Genomic DNA, 20523 nt, shown 5'->3' with positions numbered 1-20523 from the left:
GCTCCATGTACTCAGCGTCGAGCCCATACCGCATCATCACCGTCTGCACGGGGAACATCTGCCGCTCGCCCATGGCTGAGCTGATGTTGACCGAAGCGTTCGACGCCGGAGGGTTGGGTGGGGCGGTTGTGGTGGACTCCGCGGGAACTACTTCATACGAGGCCGGCCACCCGATCGATCCACGCGCCGCCCGGGTCCTTTCAGCCCACCGCATCCGCTCTGAGACACACATTGCCAGGAGCTGGCGGCAGGAATGGTTCCAGGAGCGGGACCTGATCCTGGCGCTCGACGTGGACCACTACGGCTGGCTGCACGAGGCCGCCCCGGACTCACAGACCCTCGCCAAAATCCGGATGCTGCGCAGTTTCGACCCCTCGGTTGCTGGCCGGAGCACCCTGGATCTGGGCATCGAGGACCCCTGGTACGGCGGCCACCACGATTTCGACGTCACGTGGAACCTGATCAGGGCGGCCGTCCCCGGGATCGTCGCCCACACGCGGGCAGTCCTCGCCGCTGGGCATCAGGCCGCTGGCCATCAGGACGCTGGGAAGCCGGGACGGGACTACGACCCACAGCAGGTACGCTCTATTTCATGACCCCAGCACCCGTGATCATCGCCGTCGATGGCCGCTCCGGCGCCGGAAAGACCACCCTCGCCGTCGAACTTGCCGCCCGTCTCCGCGTGCATCACAAGGTGTCGCTGTTCCATCTTGAGGACATTTATCCGGGCTGGAACGGCCTCGCCGCGGGCATCGAGCGGTACGTCACCACCGTCCTGGCTCCGCTGCGCAACGGCGACGCGGCCGAATGGGTCAGCTGGGATTGGCAGAACCACTATGACGGCCGCAGCCACGTCACCCTGCCCGCCGAAATCGTCATTGTGGAGGGCGTCGGGGCCGCGGCCAGCGCCGCCCGTCCCATGCTGGACGCAGTGGTTTGGGTAGACGCTCCCGACGACGAACGCAAGCACCGCGCATTGGTCAGGGACGGCAGCACATACGAGCAATTCTGGGACAGCTGGGCATCCCAGGAAGACGAGTGGCTGGAGACCGATGACGTCCTCGAACACGTCGACATCAGGGTCCGGAACCGGGCGGACGGCAATGCGTCGGAAGACGTCCTCCAGGCGCTGAACTACCTCCCCTCGCTCTCCCCCGTGCTGGCCCCCGAACTCTCGGCACGCCGGGGTCTGAGTTTGAACTACGAGCGCCATGAGGGCGTGCTCGCGGATCCTGCCGCGTTGTTTTCCGAGCTGTACGGCGATTCGCGGCAGGCAGTGTGGCTGGATTCCTCCAATGCTTCGGGCGACAGCACGGCTCCGGGCGCAGATCGCCGCCGTTTCAGCATCATGGCCGACGATTCGGGGGCCTTCGGACAATGGGCCAGGCACTCCGATGGAGTAACCACCATTACGGCTGGTCAGGCATCCGTGGCTGCCGAAGGGCTGTTCTTCCGGTGGCTCAACTCGGTGTGGGGCCGTCGAACGCTCAAAGGCCCCGATGGCTACGAATGCGGCTTCACCCTCGGCTGGCTCGGCTACCTCGGGTACGAACTTAAGCGCGAGACCGGCGGGTCGAACGTACGCGCGCACACCCCCGACGCCCAATTGATCTTCGCCGGCCGCGCGGTGGTCCTCGACCACCAGAGTGGCCATGTCTGGGCCCTCACCCTTGATCCCGACGACGCCGAGTGGCTCGCCCGGGTGCGTCACGCCGTCGTGCGCTCTCCGCGAAAGGACCTACGCGCGCCGGGAACGCCGCCGGTTCCGAGCTTTTCCAGCCGGGACACCGAGGACGAATACAAGCGCAAGATCACTGGCGCCCAAAACGAGATCGCCGAGGGCAACACGTACGAGGTCTGCCTGACCACCACCGTGAGCGCCAAGGATCCAGGACTGGACCCGTGGGAGAGCTACCTTGCGCTTCGTCATCGCAACCCGGCGCCGTTCGCGAGCTACTTGCGGTTCGGCGAGCTGACGGTGGCCAGCACCTCGCCCGAGCGTTTCCTTCGGATCACCTCCGACGGCGGTATGCGGGCCGAGCCGATCAAGGGCACCAGGGCCCGGGCCAACGATCCCGTCATTGACGAAGCGCTGCGGCGTGGCCTTGAATCATCGCTCAAGGACCGTGCCGAGAACATCATGATCGTGGACCTGCTCCGCAACGATTTGAGCCATTTCGCCGTGCCCGGATCGGTGACCGTCAGCCGGCTGTGCGCGGTGGAAAGCTACGCCACCGTGCACCAGATGGTGAGCACCATCGACGCCCAGCTGCGGCCGGGAGCCCCCCGCGCCGAGGCCGTGGCAGCTGCGTTCCCCGCCGGGTCCATGACGGGTGCCCCGAAGATCAGCACCATGGACATCCTGGACGAACTCGAGTCCGGTCCGCGCGGGGTCTACTCCGGCGCCATCGGCTACTTCTCGCTCAACGCGGCGACGGACCTCGCCGTCGTGATCCGGACTTTGGTGATGGGTCCCGACGGCGACGGCGGACGCACGCTGAGTCTCGGCGTCGGAGGCGCGATCACTGCGGACTCCACGCCCCTGGAGGAGTACGAGGAAGTCCGGACCAAGGCATTCGGCGTGCTCTCGGCACTGGGAGCGGAGTTCCCCGAGGGCTGAGTCTAGTCGTGCTCCTCCGTGCGGGCGCGGAGCGTCCGCGGGTCGTTGCGGGTGATTGTGTAGTAGATGACGCTGGCCAGGATGGCCCCCACGAACCATGAATACGGGCCCAGGCCCGAGCCGCCCGGGAGGAAGGTCTGCAGTGCAGGAACCAACGCCATGAACCCGGCGACGACGGCGGCCGGAACCAGTGCGGCGATCGCTTTGAGGTTCCAGCCCTTGGTGTAGAAGTAGAGGCCTTTCTCATCCTCGTGGTACAGGTCCGAGACCTTGCAGCGCTGGTGCCGGATGCGGAAGAAGTCCGTGAAGATGACCCCGAACAGGGGACCGAGGAGCGCGCCGAGGCCACCCAGGAAGTACACGATGACCACGGGGCTGCTGAAGAGGTTCCACGGCAGGATCACGATCGCCAAGACGGCACTGATCAGCCCACCGCGGCGGAAGTCGATCCGGTGCGGGGCCACGTTGGCGAGGTCGTAGGAAGCCGAGACAAAGTTTGCCACCACGTTGATGCCGATCGTGGCCACCACAAACGTGACGGCGGCGATGATGGTGATCCACGGATTCTTGATGGCTTGCACGATCGCGACGGGATCGGTGATGACCTTGAACATGTCCTGGCCCTGGTACTGGTCTGCAGTGAAGTAGGACGCCGCGCCGGCCGTGACCACCACCGTGACCAGAGCGAACGCGATGAAGTTCACGGGCAGTCCCCAGAAGTTTCCGCGCAAGATGGTTTTGCGATCCGGGGAGAACCGGGAGAAGTCGCAGAAGTTCAGGAGCAGCGCAGCAAAATAGGTGACCGTCAGGGCAATGGCCGAGAAGAACTGGCTCAAGGCTGCCGGGCCATCCAGGGGTGCGACGCCTGGAATCGACAGGCTGAACTTGTCGCCCGCCTGCGTCAGGATGTAGACCGCCAGCGCGAACATGGCCACCCAAATGGCAGGACCCGCCCAGTCCTGGAACCTCCGGACCGTCTCCATGCCCCTGCGGATGACCAGCAACTGGACCGCCCACAGGACCAGGAAGGCCGCCCAACCGAGCGGGGTCAGGCCAAGGATACGTGGCACGTCCGGGCCGTCCAGGGAGGTCAATTGCGGCCACACCGAGAACAGCAGCACCAGCACGGCTTCCGAGGCGAGCCACGTCTGGATGCCGTACCAGGCAATGGCGATGAGTGCCCTGATCAGGGCGGCGAGGTTGGCGCCGAAGAGGCCGAAGGACATCCGCGCCAGGACGGGATACGGGACGCCTGTCTTCTGCCCCGCTGTCCCGGCGAAGTTCATGAGGAAGTAGACCAGGGTGATGCCAAGGACGAGTGCCAGGAACACTTGCCAGCCCACCAAACCCGTGATGAAGAGACCGGCGGCGAAGGTGTAGCCGGCGATGCTGTGGACGTCGCACATCCAGAGGGCGAAGAGGCTGCGAACCCTCCAGTTCCGCTGCCGGGCCGGGGCGAGGTCTTCGTTCCACAGCCGGTCGCTGACTACGCGGCCCTCGGCCAGGATCCGGACTTTCTCCGGGTGTTCAACACTTGGCTCGGGCGGTGCCTGCGGGACCGGGATTTCGTTTTTCCGCGCCATGATTCCTCCGAACAACGCTTCCAAACATGCTTGGAATTACAGAATCGCCCCATCGCGGCAGGAAGGAAAGACCCGACGGCGGTCGGGTGGCCGCTGAACTCGGCTAGTGCTGGCACGTCGTCGCGTTAGCATTGGTCCCACTACGTCTTACCAGGAGGTTGCATGCCGTACATCGTTGACTTCGGAAACGTCTCTACAGTCGGATTGGAGTCCTCTCCGGTCGCCGAAACCCTCGCCGGGTTGCGCGCCAACGAGGCCCGCTATTACCGGAACAAGTACGACCACGTCTTCACAGTGAGCCCCGCGAGCGAGGTTCCGGAGGTGGTCGAGCGGGTGAGCCGGATACTCCGGGAGGAGCGTGACATCGTCATCGGGTCCCGGCCGCTAGAAGCGACCGCCTTCGAGGTTGACGGTTTGCGGATGGCCTACGTTTTCTACGAGTCGGGACTGTCGATCAATGTCATGTACAGCGTCGACGACGGCGGGAAGCGGGCGGTCGGATTCAAACTCGCCGACGGCATGGAGATTCCGGAAGAACTGGCGCCGCGCTTCAAGTTCGCCCGCCAGAAGTCGAAGCTGGCGGGCGTTATCCGCGGCTCCTACTTCGTGATCAAAGGCGAGTACTGACCGCGCTCACCGCATCTGAGCAGTGCCTTGCTGGTAAAGACCGGTGCCGTGCTGGCAAGACCGACGCCGCGCTGGTAGAGGCAAGGGCAGCGACGCCGTCACCAACCGCCGCGCGTGGGCGTATGTCCCTTCCGGGCATCGTCGGGCATTGCCATTTCGGCCCGCAGGCCTAGAAGTCGGATCGGACGGCCCTCTTCGATTCCGGTTGCGAGGTCCAAGGCCCGCGCGAGGATTTCGTTCCGGTCGAATGTCTCTGGAATCTTCCTCGCGTGGGTCGTGGTGAAGAACGGCGCGTACCGAACCTTGAGGGTCAGCCCAACCACGGGCCGTCCTTCGGCCACGACGTCCTCCAGGACACGCGCTGCCAGCTCCTTCACGGCGTCGTCTATTTGGGCCGGCTCGGTCAGGTCCTGCTGGAAGGTGGTCTCCCGGCTATGCCCGCGGGCAACCCACGGGGTGTCGTCCACAACGCTGGCGCCGTCCCCGCGTCCGAGCTGCGCGTACCAAGGACCCATCCTCGGGCCGAACTCCGGGACGAGGTCATGGGGATCGGACGCGGCGAGCTCGGCGACTGTGTTGATCCCGAGTTTGGCCAGCCGGCCCGACACCCTGGCTCCGACGCCCCACAGGTCCTTGGTGGGCCGGCTGCCCATGACGTCGAGCCAGTTCCCGGCAGTGAGACGGAAGACCCCGGCTGGCTTGCCGAAACCGGTAGCGACCTTGGCCCGGACCAAGGTGTCGCCGATGCCCACGCTGCAATGCAGCTGCGTTCGCTCCAGGACGGCGTCCTGCACCAGCCGGGCGTAGGCTTCCGGATTCTCTGTCTCAATGCCTACAAACGCTTCATCCCAACCCAGCACCTGCACGGTCGCGCCGGGCTGCGCGCGCAGGGTGGCCATCACTGTTTCAGACGCCGCGAGGTAGGCCTCCTGATCGACGGGCAAGATCACGGCGTCGGGCACTTTCCGGGCCGCAACGCGTAGAGGCATTCCGGAACCCACACCGAACGCCCTGGCTTCGTAGGATGCGGTGGACACCACGGCCCGTTCCGTCGGGTCCCCCCGACCGCCGACAATGATCGGCTTGCCCGCAAGCTCCGGCCGCCGCAGCACTTCGACCGCCGCGATGAACTGGTCGAGATCAACGTGCAGCACCCACGGGATTCCGCTCACGCCACCAGTCTGCCTTAAACATCCCCAGCTAGCAGCGGTTCTCCACCGAACTTTGCCGCTGAGCCTCCAGCCTCCCGACGGCGGTCCTTACCTCACGGGGTCAGGTTCAGCATCTCGACGTAGCGGTCGATCATCATGTGTTGGCCTTTGATCTTGGAGATCACCTCCGGGCTGGCGATCTCGCCGTCGGGCAGTTGTCCCGAACCGCCCGTAGGCCCCAAAGGAAGAATGATCACCGGGCGCGACGGCGACCACGCCGTCAGTTCTTCGGAATCGCTGATCTGGGCTTGGATGTTCTTGGCAACAACCGCGGCCTCGCGTCCCGCGACCCCGGCCTTGTTCACGTCGATCGCCGAGATGTCACCCAGGGCATAGACGTTCTCGAAGCCCACCACGCGGAGTTCCGGTGTGACTTCCAGGTAGCCCTCTGCTGTGCGCGCGGCAAGGAGGTCCCCCGCTACGTAGTCCGTCTGCGGAGCGATCCCATAGCAGCGGAACCAGATGTCCGCTTCGATGGAAGTGCCGTCCGTGTTGTTGACCGTGAAAGTACCGAGCTCCCCGGCGGGAACCGGGGGCAGCTGGACCAACCCGCTGCCCATAATTCGCCGCACGCCGAGATCATCCAGCTGCCGGTTGACCTCCACCCGCAACCGTGGATCGTACTGTCCGGGAAGGATGTCCGGCGCCAAGTCCACCAGCACAATGTCTTTGTCCGGCCATGCCGCGGCGATCTCGCCGGCAAATTCGAGGCCCACGGCCCCGGCGCCGAGGAGCATCACCCTGCTGGCCCGTTTGAGGTCATCGTGTGCTGCTTGGTAGCGGGCGATGGCCTCAGTGGTGACCATCCGATCACTCTTGGCCGGGAAGGGGTAGCTGGAACCGCTGGCGAGGACGATGTAGTCCGGCGTCAGTCGGGTCCCAGAGGCCAACTCGACGGTGTGCCCGTCTACCCTGACAGCTCGATCACGCAACACCTCGCCGCGCACCAGCAAGCGGTCATACGGAAGGAACATCCGCGGCAAGAAGTCCGGCTGGACCACGGATCGTAGCGCCGCGATGTTGTGGACAAAGGCGTCCTTGGGCTCCACCAAGGTAACCGTCGCATGTTCGTCGAGTGCTTTGGCTACGGCGATTCCACCGTATCCTCCGCCGATAACCGCCACCGTGGGGTGCGGAGCCTGGTCATTCATGGCAACTCCTTAGTAAGAGGCTCACGCTGCTCGGCTTGTGCCGCCCAGATCGTTTATGAAAGACAACGATTTCACCTGGGCAATAATTTCCCCGATGATAAGATTTTCTCGATGAGTCCTTCAGCAGCAGGCAAACAACTGGGGTTTCTCTTGGCGCGCCATGGGCGCATCATGAACACACGCCTCCGCCAAGCGCTGGACTCCTCCGGACTCAGCCCGAGGCACGCGGTCCTCCTGTGTCGGCTTGACGATTCCGGGCCCATCAGTCAGCAAGGCCTCATCGAAATTCTTTCCATCGATGCGAGCGCTCTCGTGGCGGTCCTGAACGATCTCGAAAGCGGAGGGCTGGCGGAACGGCGCCGCGATCCCGCGGACCGCCGTCGTCATATCGTTGAAATCACCGCGGAAGGCAAGCGCGCTGTCGCGTCAATCGAAGTTGCCGTGGGCGACGTCGAACGCGAGGCCTTTGCCGGGTTCTCCGCGGATGAGCTCCAGCAACTCCATGGGCTGCTGTCGCGGATTCACGCCGAACCCGCAGACGAAGCCTGCGCTGAGGATTGACCGAAACGCGGCGACGCCACCCCAATTACTGCAGCGTAGCCGTCAATCGCGCCACGTTGTCCACGTACTTGGCAAGCATCGGCCGGTCCAGCCAATTGTCCAGGGTCAGCTCGCGGCACATTTCGCGATAGGAAGACTCCACCGAGCGCATCCTGTCCACGGCCTCGGCACCGAGGAGCATGACGGAGACCTCCATGTTGAGCGAGAACGAGCGCATGTCCATATTGCTTGAACCGAGGACCGCCACTTCATCGTCGATCGTGAAGTGCTTGGCGTGCAGCACGTACGGCGCACGGTACAAGTAGATCCGCACTCCCGCTTCCAGAAGCGCCTCGTAGTAGGACCGCTGCGCGTGGTGAACCAGGAACTGGTCGCCCTTCTCGGAGACGAAAAGTTCCACGTCCACGCCACGCTGGGCCGCCGTCGTAATGGCATAGAGAAGCGAATCGTCCGGCACGAAGTATGGGCTGCAGATTGAGATGCGGTGCTGGGCCGAGTAGATGAGGGTGTTGAAGAGGCGCAGGTTGTTTTCCGTAACGAATCCCGGCCCGCTCGGAACCACTTGGGCGGTCATCCTGCCAGGCGTCGCTTGGACCGGGACCTGCAACTGGTATTCGAGGGATTCGTCGGTTTCACTGAGCCAGTCTGTGGCGAAGACGACGTTGAGGGTGGCTACGATCGGCCCCTCCATGCGCGCCATGAGCTCCACCCATTTGCGGCCGGCGCGCCGGTGCTTGGGGTTGTTATAGGAGGGCTCGATCAGGTTCTGGGAGCCGGTGAAGGCGATTTCGCCGTCGATCACGAGGATTTTCCGGTGGTTCCGCAAATCCGGACGGCGCCACTGACCGTGGATGGGCAACAACGGCAGCATGCGGCGCCACTGGATCTGGCTGCGTTTGAGCCTGCGGACCAGCCTCCGGTAGCCGGGAATCCGCAACGTGCCGATGTGGTCGAAGAGGAGCCGAACGCTGACACCGCGCACGGCTGCGTTTTCCAATTCGGTGAGGAGCTCGTCCGTAACGGAGTCGCTGCTCATGATGTAGAACTCCGCATTGACGAACTTTTTGGCCCCGCGAACCGCTTCTGCCATGGCCTTGAGTGATTCCTCGTAGCCGGGGATCAGCTCGACGGAGTTGCCGTCCACCATGGGGAGCGAGCCGAGGCGCCGGTTCAGTTCACCCGCCGACGTCACCCATTCGGGTCCGGAGTATGTGCTTACGACGTCGGCAATTGCCGAAGTGCCGGCACGCACCCTTTCGTTGACCTCCTCTTGCTGCTCACGGCGACGGCGGGACAGCCGGAAATTGCCGAACAACAGGAACAGGACGAAACCGACGGAAGGTACGAGGAAAACGGCCAGGAGCCAAGCCATGGCCGTCGTGGGACGACGGTTTCCCGGGATGACGCCCAGCAGCACGATGCGCAAGATGATTTCAGCGATCGCCCAGGCACTGAGGAGCCAAGTCCACTCCATCCCGAACTGAAAAGGAAACAGCACTCGACAACCCCCACGGTCAATGAACTAGCAGTCACCACAGCCTATCTGGCACCCCGGTCCTGGCCGCTCGTCCTGCAGGGCCGCACTAAGCTGGAAGCATGACTTTTCCTGCCTCGACGGTCCTCGTTTTCCTGGATCCCGCGTTCGAAAACGGCCGTATCGCCGATTCCAGCCAGCCACAGCTCATGGCCACGGACCTGGGTGCCACTCGAGGCGACGGCGTCTTCGAGTCGCTGCTCGCCGTCGAGGGCCGGGCACGGAAGGTCCAAGCCCACCTGAACAGGCTTGAAAGCTCAGCCCGCGCGCTGGACCTCAACATTCCCGAGCCGGAAGTCTGGCGGCGGGCAATCGACACGGCGATCACCGAGTTCCGCGACGCCTTCCCCGCGCCGAGCCCGGCCGAGGACGAGGTAGTCATCAAGCTTCTGGTGACACGCGGTGTAGAAGGCGCGTCGACTCCCACATGCTGGATCCAGGCTTCGCCGTCCCCCGCGGGCAGTCGCCGGCAGCGCGAGACGGGCATCGACGTCGTACTTCTTGACCGCGGCTTCGACACCGAGGCGGGCGACCGCGCCCCCTGGCTGCTGCTCGGCGCGAAGACGCTCTCCTACGCCGTGAACATGGCTGCGCTGCGCTACGCGCATAAGCAAGGCGCGGACGACGCCATCTTCACCTCAACCGACGGCCGCGTTCTGGAGGGCCCGACGTCCACCGTTTTGCTGGCGCATGTTGAAACGGTCGACGACGGCGCCGGCTCCGTGCGCACCGTCAAGCGCCTCATCACGCCGCAACTGGACAGCGGCATCCTCCCGGGCACCTCCCAGGACGCGCTTTTCACCAAGGCAAAAGCAGCGGGCTGGGAGCTCGGCTACGGCCCGCTGGTCCCGGACGATCTGTTCGACGCCGACGCCGTGTGGCTGATCTCAAGTATCCGGCTTATCGCGCCCGTCAATCACGTGGACGGCAAGGAGATCGGTACGCCCGCGATGCGGAAGCAGCTCACCGCCGAGCTCAACGAGCTGTTCGCAGGGATCGAGTAGGGCTCGCTGCCGCTCCGCCTGCCCAACTAGCTAGCAGTAGATGTCGTTTAGAGCGCCCTAAACGACATCTACTGCGAGTCACATGGGTGCGAGGATCTGCTCGCGCAGGATGTCGGCATGCCCGCAGTGTTGGGCAAGCTCGCGCAGCAGGTGAAGGTACACCCAGCGCAGCGGGAGCGGGCCACGTCGGTTGCCGTTGAGCAGGTCATCCAGTCCGAAGGATGAGGTCGCAAGGCGCGATGCCTCGCATGCCTCTAGGTGTGCTTGCTGGACGGAGGCGATGGTGTCGGCGTCATCGAGGATAAACGACTCGTCCGGCGTCGCGGGGATACCGATCTCGGCGCGTGGACGGCAAGTGATGGCTTCGTCGAACCAGACCTTCTCGACGAAGGTCGCGTGCTTCACGAGACCTAGCAGAGTGGTCCGGGACGGCACCAATGACCTGCGGGCTTGTTCCTCAGTCATCCCGTTCAAGCAGGCATTGAGCGCACGGCGGTGCTCATCGATGAATGCTTCGAATTGGTTCCTGATTGGCTGGTTGATGACGTCCTCGGCAAACGTCACAGGAAGAGAAGACATGCGTGGAGTATCCCAAGAGCGTCACTCCGGCGCAATCGACTACCAAGTCATGCTCGCTTCTTCTCAGCCGTTGGCCGTGATCCTCACCGCGGCGACTTCTCCCGCTCCGGCGGAGGTGGAGTTACCCGAATTGGCCCGCGCCACGTGGACCTGGACGCTAACCGGCCCGGGCTGCAGCTGAACAACGCGCGCATAGGGGGCGGAGCAATCGAATGTCTGGTCATCCGGGGCCAGTCCGGTCCGTGGATCTTGGGCGATGACCAGCTGGACCTCCGGAGCACCAACGCAAGCTGCCGTCACGGTGTAGGAGCCTGCGTCCTCCACTCTGGCGCTCTTGTTGACGCCGCTGACCGCGCCACCCACGGTGCCGGAGTCCTCCAAGATCACAGCCCCGGATCCTTGCCCGAGCAGCCTTTTTGCCGTAACCAGGTTGCTGGCCTCAAGTGCCACCGTTGCCTGATCCTTGGTGGGCAGCGGTGCCCGAGGCTGGGAACTCCGAGTGGGCGCGGCAGCCCGCTGCGGATCACCGGCGTCGGTGTATTCGCAACCGGACATGCCGAGGGCCAAGAGCAGCCCGGACACTAGTACGGCTACAGTTCTGGTTCCCCCATGACCCGACATGAATCCGAGTGTACCGAGCCAGAGAGAAACTATTCGTTGTCGAATGCAGCCTCGTCCAGCAGCTGTTGCCCCTCTATCCGAGCTTCTCCGAATTTGGAGCAGCGAAGAACCACGGACGCCGGAAGCGGGGCTAGGCAATCAAGGTATGGAAATCAACACCAAAGAGGGCCACTAGCGGCCAGAGCACAATCGCCACCAGGCCCTTCAGAAAGTTGGCTGGGATGTTCCACGCCACGAGATAGCCGTGGGTGCTGGCGACCAGTACACCGACGGCCAGATATATGATCCCGAACAGACCAATTCGACGCCTGCCCATTTTACGCCTGCCAATTCCGCGTATCATCGCTCATCTCCCGCTGCGGGGTGTGAACAAAATTATAGTCGCGCCAAGGCACATTCGAATGGGCACAGGCCCCTCGCGGTCTATCCACGCGGACGGTAGTTAAGTCACACCAACCCCTGAAAAACCGGCCGGGAAATTTAGCGTGCCAAGTCTATTGTGCCGCCATGGCCGCGGTAGTTAACTAGTCCTCGTGAACCCTGCTGGGGAAGGGTGATCTACCTCTAGGGCCCAGCGGGCACCTGGTTTCACGGTGCCGTGGAACCAGCAAGCTGATGGAGGGCATCATTGTGAGTGCAGTTTCTTCGTCCCAGAATTTCAATCACGGTTTTCCCACACCCGGACCCCAGGATCCCTCGCCCCAGAAGGTCATGGATCATGTTTTCTTCCTCTCCGAAGGGGAATGGAAAAAAGTCCGCGAAGAAGAACAATTCGACCACATTGTCATCGGCACCGGGTTCTGCGCCTACGCCTTTGCTGAGCGGACCCTAACGGTCAACCCGCATGCGCGGATCCTGATCATTGAACGGGGTCCGTTTTTCTTGCCGCAGCATTTCCAGAACCTGCCACTGCCCTACAAGGAGACATTAGGAGGCCTCTCGGAGACCTTCCCTTGGACCTTGGCGGCCGCCACGGCCACCCAGCCGCCCGGCAAGATTTCCTGGCAGCACGGCATGGTCCCCTTCTATGGCGGACGCAGCATCATGTGGAGCGCCTGGTGTCCCCGCCCCGAGGAAGATGAAATGCGGGGATGGCCACGGGCGGTGATGGACGCCGCCAAGTCACACTTCACGTCGGCGGAAGACCTGCTCAACGTGGTTTCGGCGGACCAGATCGACGCCGGACGGTCAGCCGACGTCGTCGATCTCATCAACAACACCCGACCTGTTTACGGAATCATGCAGAAAGCCCTCCAGGAGCGGCTTGAGGCGGGCCTGCACAAGATCGATTCCGCCACCCGCAGCATGCCGGCCCCACTCGCCGCGGCAACCGGCGCAAGCTCAGGCGTGGACTTCGCGAAGTTCTCCACACCGGCGGTCCTGCTTGAACTGTCGGACAAGCAGGCGGCACTTGAGTCCCAAGGCAAGGGCGCCGCTCTTCGCATGGTCACGGACTGCACGGTGTTGAGTGTGCTCCAGCAGGACGGACGGGCCACGGCATTGAACACCAATCGCGGCGTGGTGAATGTCGGCAATGCCAACCTGGTCCTGGCCATGGGCACTCTTCCTCCGGCGACCCTGGTCCTCAATTCATTCCCGCAAGTTCAAGGGGCAGGTGGGCACTTCAGCGCCCACTTCATCACCTCCGTCGTGGCCCGGGTACCTCGCAAGGATTTTGACTTCAGCGAACAACTCGGCGAGCTGGAGTTGGCGGCCATCTATCTGGCGGGCAAGAGCCCGGCCGGCATGCAGTACCACGTACAGCTTTCAGTCCTCTCAGACCGTTTCCCTGACAAGAACGCCCAGAAGTCCGAACGCTACGCCCCCGACGTCGTCGCCACGGCTTCGCTGGCACAGCTGCGGTCTTCGGAGGACTACCTGGTGTTCGTCTGTGCCGTCCTCGGCGAGCTGGACGAAAGCAACCCGGAGAACCATTTGCGCCTGTCCGGCGGGGCCGACCCCACCTGCAACGTCACCTTGCAGGTGCTGGCCAACGCCACCGACGACGAAACGTGGGACACCATGGACGAGGGAACCTTCCAGATGCTGGAGCGGGTCCTGTCCCCGGCCGGCGCGGAGCGCGTCGAATACTGGCACGGGGATCCCGACGCAGGGAGCTGGGGCGCCGAGCGTCCCGCCACCCCGGAACGCCGCGTACCGGGCTTGGTCCACGAAAGCTCGAGCCTGCCAATCAGCGAAGAGGAGGACGCCGTCGTCGGGACCGACTACCGCCTCAACGGCGTGCAGAACGTCTTCGTCACCGGCGGCAGCCTCTGGCCCACCGGCGGTTCCTGGAATCCGACCATGACCATGGTGGCCCTGGCCCAGGACCTCGCCGAAAGACTGGAGGCCGACGGCGGAGCGGCGGCAGCGCCGTGACCGTCGCCCCAGCGCTGGACCCGGCACTCCTTCCCACGGTTCCGCCGATGAGCGTCGCCGACGTGCTGGACCGGCAGGACGGCGTGTATTGGGTGGTGAAGGACGCGAATTCGGTCTTTCTGTGGGTCAACCAGAACTTCGCGGATTTGGTGGGCATGAGCAAGTCGGAACTGATCGGACACCAGGACTCGCGCGCGGAACACGTTGCCCACGACAAGGAAGTGATGGCGAGCGGAAAGCCGCTGCTCAACTTCCACGAAACCATCGCCGTCCCCAGCAAGGAGGGCGGCATGGTGAATGTGGACATCGTGACCCAAAAAGGGTTGTTGCGTGCCCTGGGCAGCAAGGAGATCATCGGGATCACGGTCTGCTTCTCACTGAAGGATCCGATCACATGACGGCCGCCGCAGAGGACTGGATCAAGCGGCTGGACATGTCCCCCGCTATCGTGGGCGGCTGGTTCGCGCCCGCTCTGGTGAGCAACGAGGACATAGCCGGTTCGGCGCTGCCTCCGCGCTTCGGCGTCGACCATCCCCTCTACAGCTCCAACTGGTACCTGCTTCAGTCGGGGGAGGTCCTCCAGTTGCATGCCCTCAAGCAGGATGAACTGTGGTTCTTCCACCTGGGTACGCCAATCAGGCTGCATGTCTTCTCCCGGGAGCTTGGACATGAGGACTTTGGCTATTCCGAGACTTTGTTGGGGCCGGATCCGGAAGCAGGCGAGACGTTGCAAGGAGTTGCGCCGAACTCCACGTGGTTCGGCGCCGAGTTGGCCGGTCCGGGGTTCGCCTTGGTCAGCTGCAGTCTCACCCCGGGATACGAGAGATCGGACTCCGTGAAACCAACGGCACGGGACATCGAGTCGCTCGTTTTGAGGTTTCCTGGGCATGCTGAGCTGATCCTGCGCCTCGCGGCGGAATAGCCGGGGTTGGCGGGATGGCCATATAAGCCGGGATAAAAGCGTCTGATGCGCCGGTTCTGGGGCCGGCGCATCAGGCTTCTTTCCCAACTGACTCGCAGTAGCTGCCGTTACGAGGCCTGAAAACGACCACAAATGCGAGTCAGTTGGGGCTCCTCAGGATCCGATCGGAGAAAGCGCCCGCACCAGACCGAAGAGGTCCTTGGGGTCATCGGGGTTAGCGACGAGGTCGATCTCCTCGAAGAACTCCGAGCCGTCAACGGCATTGCGGAGATACCGCAAGGCGGAAAAGTCCTCGATCGCAAAGCCCACGGAATCGAATATCGTGATCTGGTCGCTGGAGGTCCGGCCCGGCGCGTGCCCGCCCAGGACTTGCCAGAATTCCGTGACGGGAAAATCGGCGGACATTTGCTGGATCTCGCCTTCAATCCGTGTCTGGGGATCGTATTCCACAAACACGTCGCCGAGGTCCAGGATGGCAGCGTCGAGCTCGGTCTTCCCTGGGCAGTCGCCACCGATCGCGTTGATGTGAACACCGGTCGAAACCTGGTCTGCCGTCAGGATCGTGGCGTTGGCCTTGTCCGCCGTGCACGTGGTGATGACGTCGGCGCCCTCCACTGCATGGGCCGCCGAGTCTGCAATGGTGACGTCGAAGCCGAGCGGAGCCATGTTCCGGACGAACTTCTCCATCGCATCAGGATCCGTGTCCCAAATCCTGACGGTGTTAATACCCAGGGCCGCCCGAAAGGCCAGGGCCTGAAACTCCGATTGGGTTCCGGTTCCGATCATCCCCATGATCCGGGCATCGGGGCGCGCGAGTTTCTTCGCGACCATCCCGGACGTAGCCGCCGTTCGAAGCGCTGTCAGCACCGTCATCTCCGCAAGGAACGTCGGATAGCCGTTATGGACGTCGGACAAGACACCGAAAGCTGTCACTGTCTGGAAGCCGCGCGCGGGATTCGAAGGGTGTCCATTTACATACTTGAAGCCGTATGTTTCATGGTCGCTGGTGGGCATCAGCTCGATGACACCAAATGGCGTGTGACTTGCCACCCGGGGAGTCTTGTCAAAAGATTCCCACCGCCGGAAGTCGTCTTCCAAATACTGAATCATCTCCGAGATGATGGCCTCCGGGCCCCGCACGGCCGTCCAGCGAACCATATTGCGGACATCGACAAAGCGCGTCATGTGCGCTCCTTTCCCTCATAAGCACTGTTGCTACGAGGCTACGGAGCGGCGATATGCATGCACAATTGCCAAAGTACGTACTTTTCATTGAAAATCCGTACAAAATGACGCACACGTATGTACACAATGATCATTCGGCAAGCGTCCGTAATGCGGGCGACTACCGGAGGACGGAACTAAGTAACAGGCTTGTCTCGCTATTGACGATCCCTTCGATCCCGCGGATCCTGCCCAACACTTGGTCAAAGTCGCTGAGGCTCTCCGTGCGTAGCTCAGCCACGAGGTCCCAACCGCCGTTCGTGGTGTGCAGGGCCCAAATCTCGGGAAGTCCCCGGAGCTGGCGAATAACCTTGTCCGCCGACCTGCCCTCCACCGCTATGAGCGCAATAGCCCGAATGGCAAGTGGATCAAACTCGTCGCGGACCCTCGCGGTAAAGCCAACGATGGTTCCGGAGGTGACAAGACGCTCAAGCCGGCTGTTCACGGTGGCCCTAGCGACGCCCAGCTTCCGCGCAAGGCTGGCCACGGACGCCCTGCCGTCCTCCCTCAGGGCAGAGAGGAGCTGGCGGTCAAGGTCGGTGAGTGCTGCCATAAAGATAAACGTATCGCCCATTCCACAAGAGGGGCCGAGTCCGTAGGGTATCGACATGAGCATTTACATCAGCCCCGACTCTGCCGCATGGTCGCTGACCGCCATGGCGACCGCCGCGTCCGCGGGATCAATCGATGATGCGAATGGTATGTCCAACTTGGTCAAGGAAATTTACGAGACGGAGGGTTTCGAAGCCCTGTCAGGTGTGGTCTTTGCCTTGGCTCATCACAACAGCCTCTCGCTGCATGCACTAGCCACGGCCACTGGGATATCCGTACACGAGCTGCTGGAAATCCGGAAACACCAAGGTTCCACTTTTCATCACTCCCCCTCAGGAGTAGCGTCACGGCTTGATGCCCTTCCGCCCCGTATCCAGGCAAGCCTGGAACCGCTGCCGAATGAAACCGAGGCCTAGGCCCTCGGCCGCCGTCCGGTTACGGAACATGACGACGGCCGGTGATGCAGGCCGCCGTCGCGGATGTTATTTTCTTCTTGAGTAATGAGCACCAGCGCGAAGCCCTGACTTGCTGGTCGGCAACCCTCTCTCCGGCGGGGTGCCTCAGGTGACTACTCGGCGTATCGACACTTTCGAACTGCAAGCGTGACTGAGGAGCACCAATGCCTGAACCCACCGAAGAAAAACTCTCCTACCGTCTCGTCACGGGTCCTGACACGCGGGAATTCTGCGAGAGGATCTCCACTGCCCTCGCCGAGGGATACGTGCTGCACGGCAGCCCGGCCGCGACCTTCAACGGCACGGACGTGATTGTGGCGCAAGCCATCGTCCTGCCCGCGGCGATCGCGAGCGCGGATGCGGCAGTCGCCAACGCCGTAGACCAGCTCGATGAAGAGTTCGACGGCGAGGGCCACGCATGAGCTACGCAGGCGACCTGAGTCCGCACGACGCCTGGGCCAAGCTCGAACAAGGCGCCATTCTGGTGGACGTCCGCACCGAAGGCGAGTGGGCACACATCGGCATCCCGGACACCAAAGCCACCGAGAATGATCCCTTGTTCATCCAGTGGAACTTCGCCGGCGGCATCCCCAACTCGAGATTCATCGACGAGCTGAAGCAGCAGGCCCCGGAGGAAAATGGCACCGAGTTGGTTTTCCTCTGCCGCTCCGGCCAGCGTTCCATCGCCGCCGCGATCGCCGCAACACAGGCCGGCTACACCTCCTACAACGTCCTGGAGGGCTTTGAAGGCGAGCCTGACCGCTACGGCGAGCGAACCGTGAACGGCTGGAAAAACCGTGGACTTCCGACGAACCTGGGGAACATCTAAGTGACTTTCAATCCTGACGCCGCCGGCTGGAGCCCTGACACCCAGGCAGTCCGCGGAGGCCTTGACCGCACCAATTTCCAAGAGACTTCAGAAGCCGTCTTCCTCAACTCCGGCTTCGTCTACGAATCCGCGGAAGCCGCCGAGCGCGCGTTCACCGGCGAAGACGAGCGCTTCGTCTACTCCCGTTACGGCAACCCCTCCGTGGCAACCTTCCAGGAGCGTCTCCGCCTGCTTGAAGGCACCGAAGCGTGCTTCGCGACGGCGTCGGGCATGTCCGCTGTCTTCACCGCCCTGGGTGCGTTGCTGGCAGCGGGCGACCGGGTGGTTGCCGCGCGTTCGCTGTTCGGTTCCTGCTTCGTGATCCTCAACGAGATCCTGCCGCGCTGGGGCGTCGAGACCGTCTTCGTTGACGGACCAGACCTGGACCAGTGGCGCGCAGCCTTGTCCGAGCCGACAACGGCGGTGTTCTTCGAGTCGCCGTCGAACCCGATGCAGGAAATCGTCGACATCGCCGCGGTGAGCGAGCTCGCCCACGCGGCGGGCGCCACGGTCGTCGTCGACAACGTCTTTGCCACTCCCTTGCTGCAGCGCTGCGGCGATCTCGGCGCAGACGTGATTGTCTACTCGGGTACTAAGCACATCGACGGCCAGGGACGAGTCCTGGGCGGTGCCATTCTGGGCACCAAGGAGTTCATCGACGGTCCCGTCAAGCAGCTCATGAGGCACACCGGGCCGTCCCTCTCCGCGTTCAACGCCTGGGTCCTGACCAAGGGCCTGGAAACGATGGCGCTCCGCGTGAACCATTCCTCAGCATCGGCGCAGCGGATCGCCGAATGGCTTGAGGAGCAGCCAGCCATCAGCTGGGTCAAGTACCCGCTCTTGAAATCGCACCCGCAGTACGAGCTCGCCGCCAAACAAATGAAGGCCGGCGGAACGGTACTGACCTTCGAGCTGCTCCCTTCTGCGGGACGCTCGGCGAAGGAGGCCGCTTTCGCTCTGCTGGACGGGCTCTCTGTCATCGACATCTCGAACAACCTGGGAGACTCCAAGTCCCTCATCACTCACCCGGCCACTACCACGCACCGCGCCATGGGTCCGGAAGGCCGGGCGGCCATCGGGCTGGCCGACGGCGTCGTACGGCTTTCGGTCGGTCTGGAGGACGTGGACGATCTCATCCGTGACTTGGAGCAGGCACTCAAGCAGGTCTAGCCGGGCGTGGTCAGCCCGGCGCCTCGCGCCAGTCCTGGCGCACCCAGGTGAGCACGGGCTGGGGTTTGGTGTCGCTCTCGTCCCTCTCTGAGCGCATCGTGATCTGGACGGCGTGCTGCACGACGGCGGCCAGCCCGGCGGCGTCGGGGGTGCCCCCGTTGTTCTCGCTCCAGCGCTCGGCAACTCCGCGCTGCTCGATCGCGCCATTGCCACGGCTCAGGATGGCTGCCACGCCCGCTTGTGCCAATTCGAGTTCACCCTGTTCGGCCAGGATGGGTTCGAGATACTCCACCAAGGACCAGACGACGTCGGCGGCGGGCTCCGGCCGAAAGGTTCCAAAGTCCAAGAGTTCGCCGCGCAGTCCGAAGTTGCTTGCCTGCCAGGACGCCATCCGCAAGAGCGCCGTGGGCACGGACGCAGGCTCCACGCCGGCATGGTATTCACGCACGGAGGTCTCCACCAAGGCCCTGACCAGCACTGCAATCAGCGCAGCATCCTCGGCCCGCAGGCAGACATCGGCCACCCGGACCTCCACCGTGGGGACGTGCCGGGACAACCGGGCGTCGAAGTAAACCATGCCCTCGTCCAGCAGGACACCCGTTTCGATGAGCCTCTGGACCACCCGCCGGTAGGAGGCCAGGGATCCGAAGAGGGCCGACGGTCCCGATGACGGCCAACGGTTCCACGCCTGCGTCCGGTAGCTCTCAAAACCCGTCGCCAGCCCCCGCCAGTAGGGCGAATTGGCGCTGATGGCGGTGAGGACTGCGAGCTTGTCCCGGATGTGGTCCAGGATCACCACGCCTTCCTCCGGGGACTCGATCGAGGTGTGGACGTGGAATCCGCAGGTGAGCTGTTCGTGTGCCGTGATGCCGAAGCGTTCGAGCATGACGGCGTACCGGGGATCCGGAGTGGTGTGCAAAGCGGCGTCCACGGGTGACGTGGCCAACGCCGCGATCCTTGCACCGTGGAGCCGTGCCGCGTGGCTCGCGAGGCCCCGACCCTTGCGGATCTGGTGCAACAGCTCGGCGTAACTGCGGCATGGCCGGGTCTGGGTCTCGATCTGCTCAAGCTTGAGCTCATGGCTGAGGGCGGTATCAGGGCCGTCCATGTCCTCGGGGTTCACGCTGGATTCCTGGGTGTCCGGGGTGGCGCCGTTCTGGGCCACTCCCGAAAGGAGCGCGTCGGCAAGGGCAAGCGGCTCGCCGGTCACGGGATCGACGATCAACAACTCCTCTTCCACACCAAAAGTGCGCACGGATCAATTGTGCGCCATTGCAGCCTTTGGGAAACAGGGGCGAAGTTTGGCGAGGCGGGCGGGGCGGGCGGGCGGTTTGGCGAGGCGGGCTCCCGACAGATTCTGCTGGATCATTCCTGCCAGGCGGATGGCGTGCCCCCATTTTCCGGGCATGGGCGAAAGCCACCCCGGGGATGATCCAGCAAAATGTCGGCCAACTCATCCACA

Annotated in this window: 22 protein-coding genes and 1 riboswitch; of the genes, 12 read left to right on the top strand and 10 right to left on the bottom strand. The window is 63.5% G+C overall.

Going from position 1 to position 20523, the window contains the following annotated elements; all coding sequences use genetic code 11:
- Positions 1-5: 5 nt before the first annotated feature.
- Together AC1DLO_RS19755 and pabB are read left to right on the top strand one after the other, a co-directional pair.
- A complete protein-coding gene (locus AC1DLO_RS19755; RefSeq protein ID WP_476891404.1) occupies positions 6-596 on the top strand; it encodes a low molecular weight protein-tyrosine-phosphatase in 591 nt (196 codons plus the stop codon).
- Positions 593-2620 carry an aminodeoxychorismate synthase component I gene (pabB, locus tag AC1DLO_RS19750; RefSeq protein WP_476891403.1) on the top strand — a complete coding sequence of 676 codons (2028 nt, stop codon included), beginning with the start codon at positions 593-595 and terminating at the stop codon, positions 2618-2620. The genes AC1DLO_RS19755 and pabB overlap by 4 nt, the downstream gene beginning before the upstream one ends.
- A gap of 2 nt (positions 2621-2622) precedes the next feature.
- On the opposite strand, the gene AC1DLO_RS19745 is transcribed toward pabB, so the two are convergent.
- Positions 2623-4203: an NCS1 family nucleobase:cation symporter-1 gene (locus AC1DLO_RS19745; protein WP_476891402.1), complete on the bottom strand. Its 1581-nt coding sequence runs from the start codon at positions 4201-4203 to the stop codon at positions 2623-2625.
- Positions 4204-4365: 162 nt separating this feature from the next.
- Here AC1DLO_RS19745 and AC1DLO_RS19740 point away from each other — a divergent pair, with 162 nt between their 5' ends.
- Positions 4366-4830 (top strand): phage tail protein, encoded by a 465-nt coding sequence (locus AC1DLO_RS19740; RefSeq protein WP_476891401.1) that lies wholly within the window; start codon positions 4366-4368, stop codon positions 4828-4830.
- Positions 4831-4928: 98 nt separating this feature from the next.
- On the opposite strand, the gene AC1DLO_RS19735 is transcribed toward AC1DLO_RS19740, so the two are convergent.
- Together AC1DLO_RS19735 and AC1DLO_RS19730 are read right to left on the bottom strand one after the other, a co-directional pair.
- The gene (locus AC1DLO_RS19735) at positions 4929-6002 is read right to left on the bottom strand and encodes a DNA polymerase IV (protein WP_476891400.1); all 1074 of its coding nucleotides are present in this window, start codon (positions 6000-6002) and stop codon (positions 4929-4931) included.
- Between the two features lie 92 nt (positions 6003-6094).
- Positions 6095-7192 carry an NAD(P)/FAD-dependent oxidoreductase gene (locus AC1DLO_RS19730; protein WP_476891399.1) on the bottom strand — a complete coding sequence of 366 codons (1098 nt, stop codon included), beginning with the start codon at positions 7190-7192 and terminating at the stop codon, positions 6095-6097.
- A gap of 111 nt (positions 7193-7303) precedes the next feature.
- On the opposite strand from AC1DLO_RS19730, the gene AC1DLO_RS19725 reads away from it, so the two are divergent.
- Positions 7304-7753, top strand: a complete 450-nt coding sequence (locus AC1DLO_RS19725; RefSeq protein ID WP_476891398.1) for a MarR family winged helix-turn-helix transcriptional regulator — start codon at positions 7304-7306, stop codon at positions 7751-7753.
- A 25-nt stretch (positions 7754-7778) separates the two neighbouring features.
- On the opposite strand, the gene cls is transcribed toward AC1DLO_RS19725, so the two are convergent.
- The gene (gene cls / locus AC1DLO_RS19720) at positions 7779-9227 is read right to left on the bottom strand and encodes a cardiolipin synthase (RefSeq protein WP_476891397.1); all 1449 of its coding nucleotides are present in this window, start codon (positions 9225-9227) and stop codon (positions 7779-7781) included.
- 122 nt (positions 9228-9349) lie between these two features.
- Here cls and AC1DLO_RS19715 point away from each other — a divergent pair, with 122 nt between their 5' ends.
- Positions 9350-10291 carry an aminodeoxychorismate lyase gene (locus AC1DLO_RS19715; protein WP_476891396.1) on the top strand — a complete coding sequence of 314 codons (942 nt, stop codon included), beginning with the start codon at positions 9350-9352 and terminating at the stop codon, positions 10289-10291.
- A gap of 78 nt (positions 10292-10369) precedes the next feature.
- On the opposite strand, the gene AC1DLO_RS19710 is transcribed toward AC1DLO_RS19715, so the two are convergent.
- From AC1DLO_RS19710 to AC1DLO_RS19700, 3 genes are all read right to left on the bottom strand, one after another.
- The gene (locus tag AC1DLO_RS19710; protein ID WP_476891395.1) at positions 10370-10870 is read right to left on the bottom strand and encodes a DinB family protein; all 501 of its coding nucleotides are present in this window, start codon (positions 10868-10870) and stop codon (positions 10370-10372) included.
- Positions 10871-10933: 63 nt separating this feature from the next.
- Positions 10934-11491, bottom strand: a complete 558-nt coding sequence (locus tag AC1DLO_RS19705) for a hypothetical protein (protein WP_476891394.1) — start codon at positions 11489-11491, stop codon at positions 10934-10936.
- Positions 11492-11621: 130 nt separating this feature from the next.
- Positions 11622-11834, bottom strand: a complete 213-nt coding sequence (locus AC1DLO_RS19700) for a hypothetical protein (protein ID WP_476891393.1) — start codon at positions 11832-11834, stop codon at positions 11622-11624.
- A gap of 368 nt (positions 11835-12202) precedes the next feature.
- Here AC1DLO_RS19700 and AC1DLO_RS19695 point away from each other — a divergent pair, with 368 nt between their 5' ends.
- Genes AC1DLO_RS19695 through AC1DLO_RS19685 form a run of 3 tightly spaced genes read left to right on the top strand, consistent with a single transcriptional unit; the run spans position 12203 to position 14792 of the window.
- The gene (locus AC1DLO_RS19695) at positions 12203-13870 is read left to right on the top strand and encodes a GMC oxidoreductase (RefSeq protein ID WP_476891392.1); all 1668 of its coding nucleotides are present in this window, start codon (positions 12203-12205) and stop codon (positions 13868-13870) included.
- Positions 13867-14268, top strand: a complete 402-nt coding sequence (locus AC1DLO_RS19690; protein WP_476891391.1) for a PAS domain-containing protein — start codon at positions 13867-13869, stop codon at positions 14266-14268. The genes AC1DLO_RS19695 and AC1DLO_RS19690 overlap by 4 nt, the downstream gene beginning before the upstream one ends.
- Complete coding sequence (locus AC1DLO_RS19685; RefSeq protein ID WP_476891390.1) at positions 14265-14792, top strand: cupin domain-containing protein; 528 nt, start codon at positions 14265-14267, stop codon at positions 14790-14792. Before AC1DLO_RS19690 ends, AC1DLO_RS19685 begins: the two co-directional genes overlap by 4 nt.
- Before the next feature lie 153 nt (positions 14793-14945).
- On the opposite strand, the gene AC1DLO_RS19680 is transcribed toward AC1DLO_RS19685, so the two are convergent.
- A complete protein-coding gene (locus tag AC1DLO_RS19680) occupies positions 14946-15977 on the bottom strand; it encodes an ornithine cyclodeaminase (RefSeq protein ID WP_476891389.1) in 1032 nt (343 codons plus the stop codon).
- Positions 15978-16137: 160 nt separating this feature from the next.
- Entirely contained in the window at positions 16138-16569 is a 432-nt protein-coding gene (locus tag AC1DLO_RS19675; protein WP_476891388.1) for an Lrp/AsnC family transcriptional regulator, read from the bottom strand.
- A gap of 55 nt (positions 16570-16624) precedes the next feature.
- On the opposite strand from AC1DLO_RS19675, the gene AC1DLO_RS19670 reads away from it, so the two are divergent.
- The 4 genes from AC1DLO_RS19670 (at position 16625) to AC1DLO_RS19655 (ending at position 19061) form a co-directional block, all read left to right on the top strand.
- Positions 16625-16984, top strand: a complete 360-nt coding sequence (locus AC1DLO_RS19670) for a hypothetical protein (RefSeq protein ID WP_184739692.1) — start codon at positions 16625-16627, stop codon at positions 16982-16984.
- Between the two features lie 80 nt (positions 16985-17064).
- Positions 17065-17177: riboswitch (SAM riboswitch) on the top strand.
- 10 nt (positions 17178-17187) lie between these two features.
- Positions 17188-17445, top strand: coding sequence for a DUF1737 domain-containing protein (locus AC1DLO_RS19665; protein WP_476891387.1), 258 nt, complete (start codon positions 17188-17190; stop codon positions 17443-17445).
- Positions 17442-17852, top strand: coding sequence for a rhodanese-like domain-containing protein (locus tag AC1DLO_RS19660; protein ID WP_184739697.1), 411 nt, complete (start codon positions 17442-17444; stop codon positions 17850-17852). Before AC1DLO_RS19665 ends, AC1DLO_RS19660 begins: the two co-directional genes overlap by 4 nt.
- Positions 17853-19061 carry an O-succinylhomoserine sulfhydrylase gene (locus AC1DLO_RS19655; RefSeq protein ID WP_476891386.1) on the top strand — a complete coding sequence of 403 codons (1209 nt, stop codon included), beginning with the start codon at positions 17853-17855 and terminating at the stop codon, positions 19059-19061.
- A 10-nt stretch (positions 19062-19071) separates the two neighbouring features.
- On the opposite strand, the gene AC1DLO_RS19650 is transcribed toward AC1DLO_RS19655, so the two are convergent.
- Positions 19072-20316 carry a glutamate--cysteine ligase 2 gene (locus AC1DLO_RS19650; protein ID WP_476891385.1) on the bottom strand — a complete coding sequence of 415 codons (1245 nt, stop codon included), beginning with the start codon at positions 20314-20316 and terminating at the stop codon, positions 19072-19074.
- Positions 20317-20523 lie beyond the last annotated feature (207 nt).

It is taken from the genome of Arthrobacter sp. 01T419 (assembly GCF_056398865.1).
This window is presented reverse-complemented; position numbering and strand designations above follow the sequence as displayed.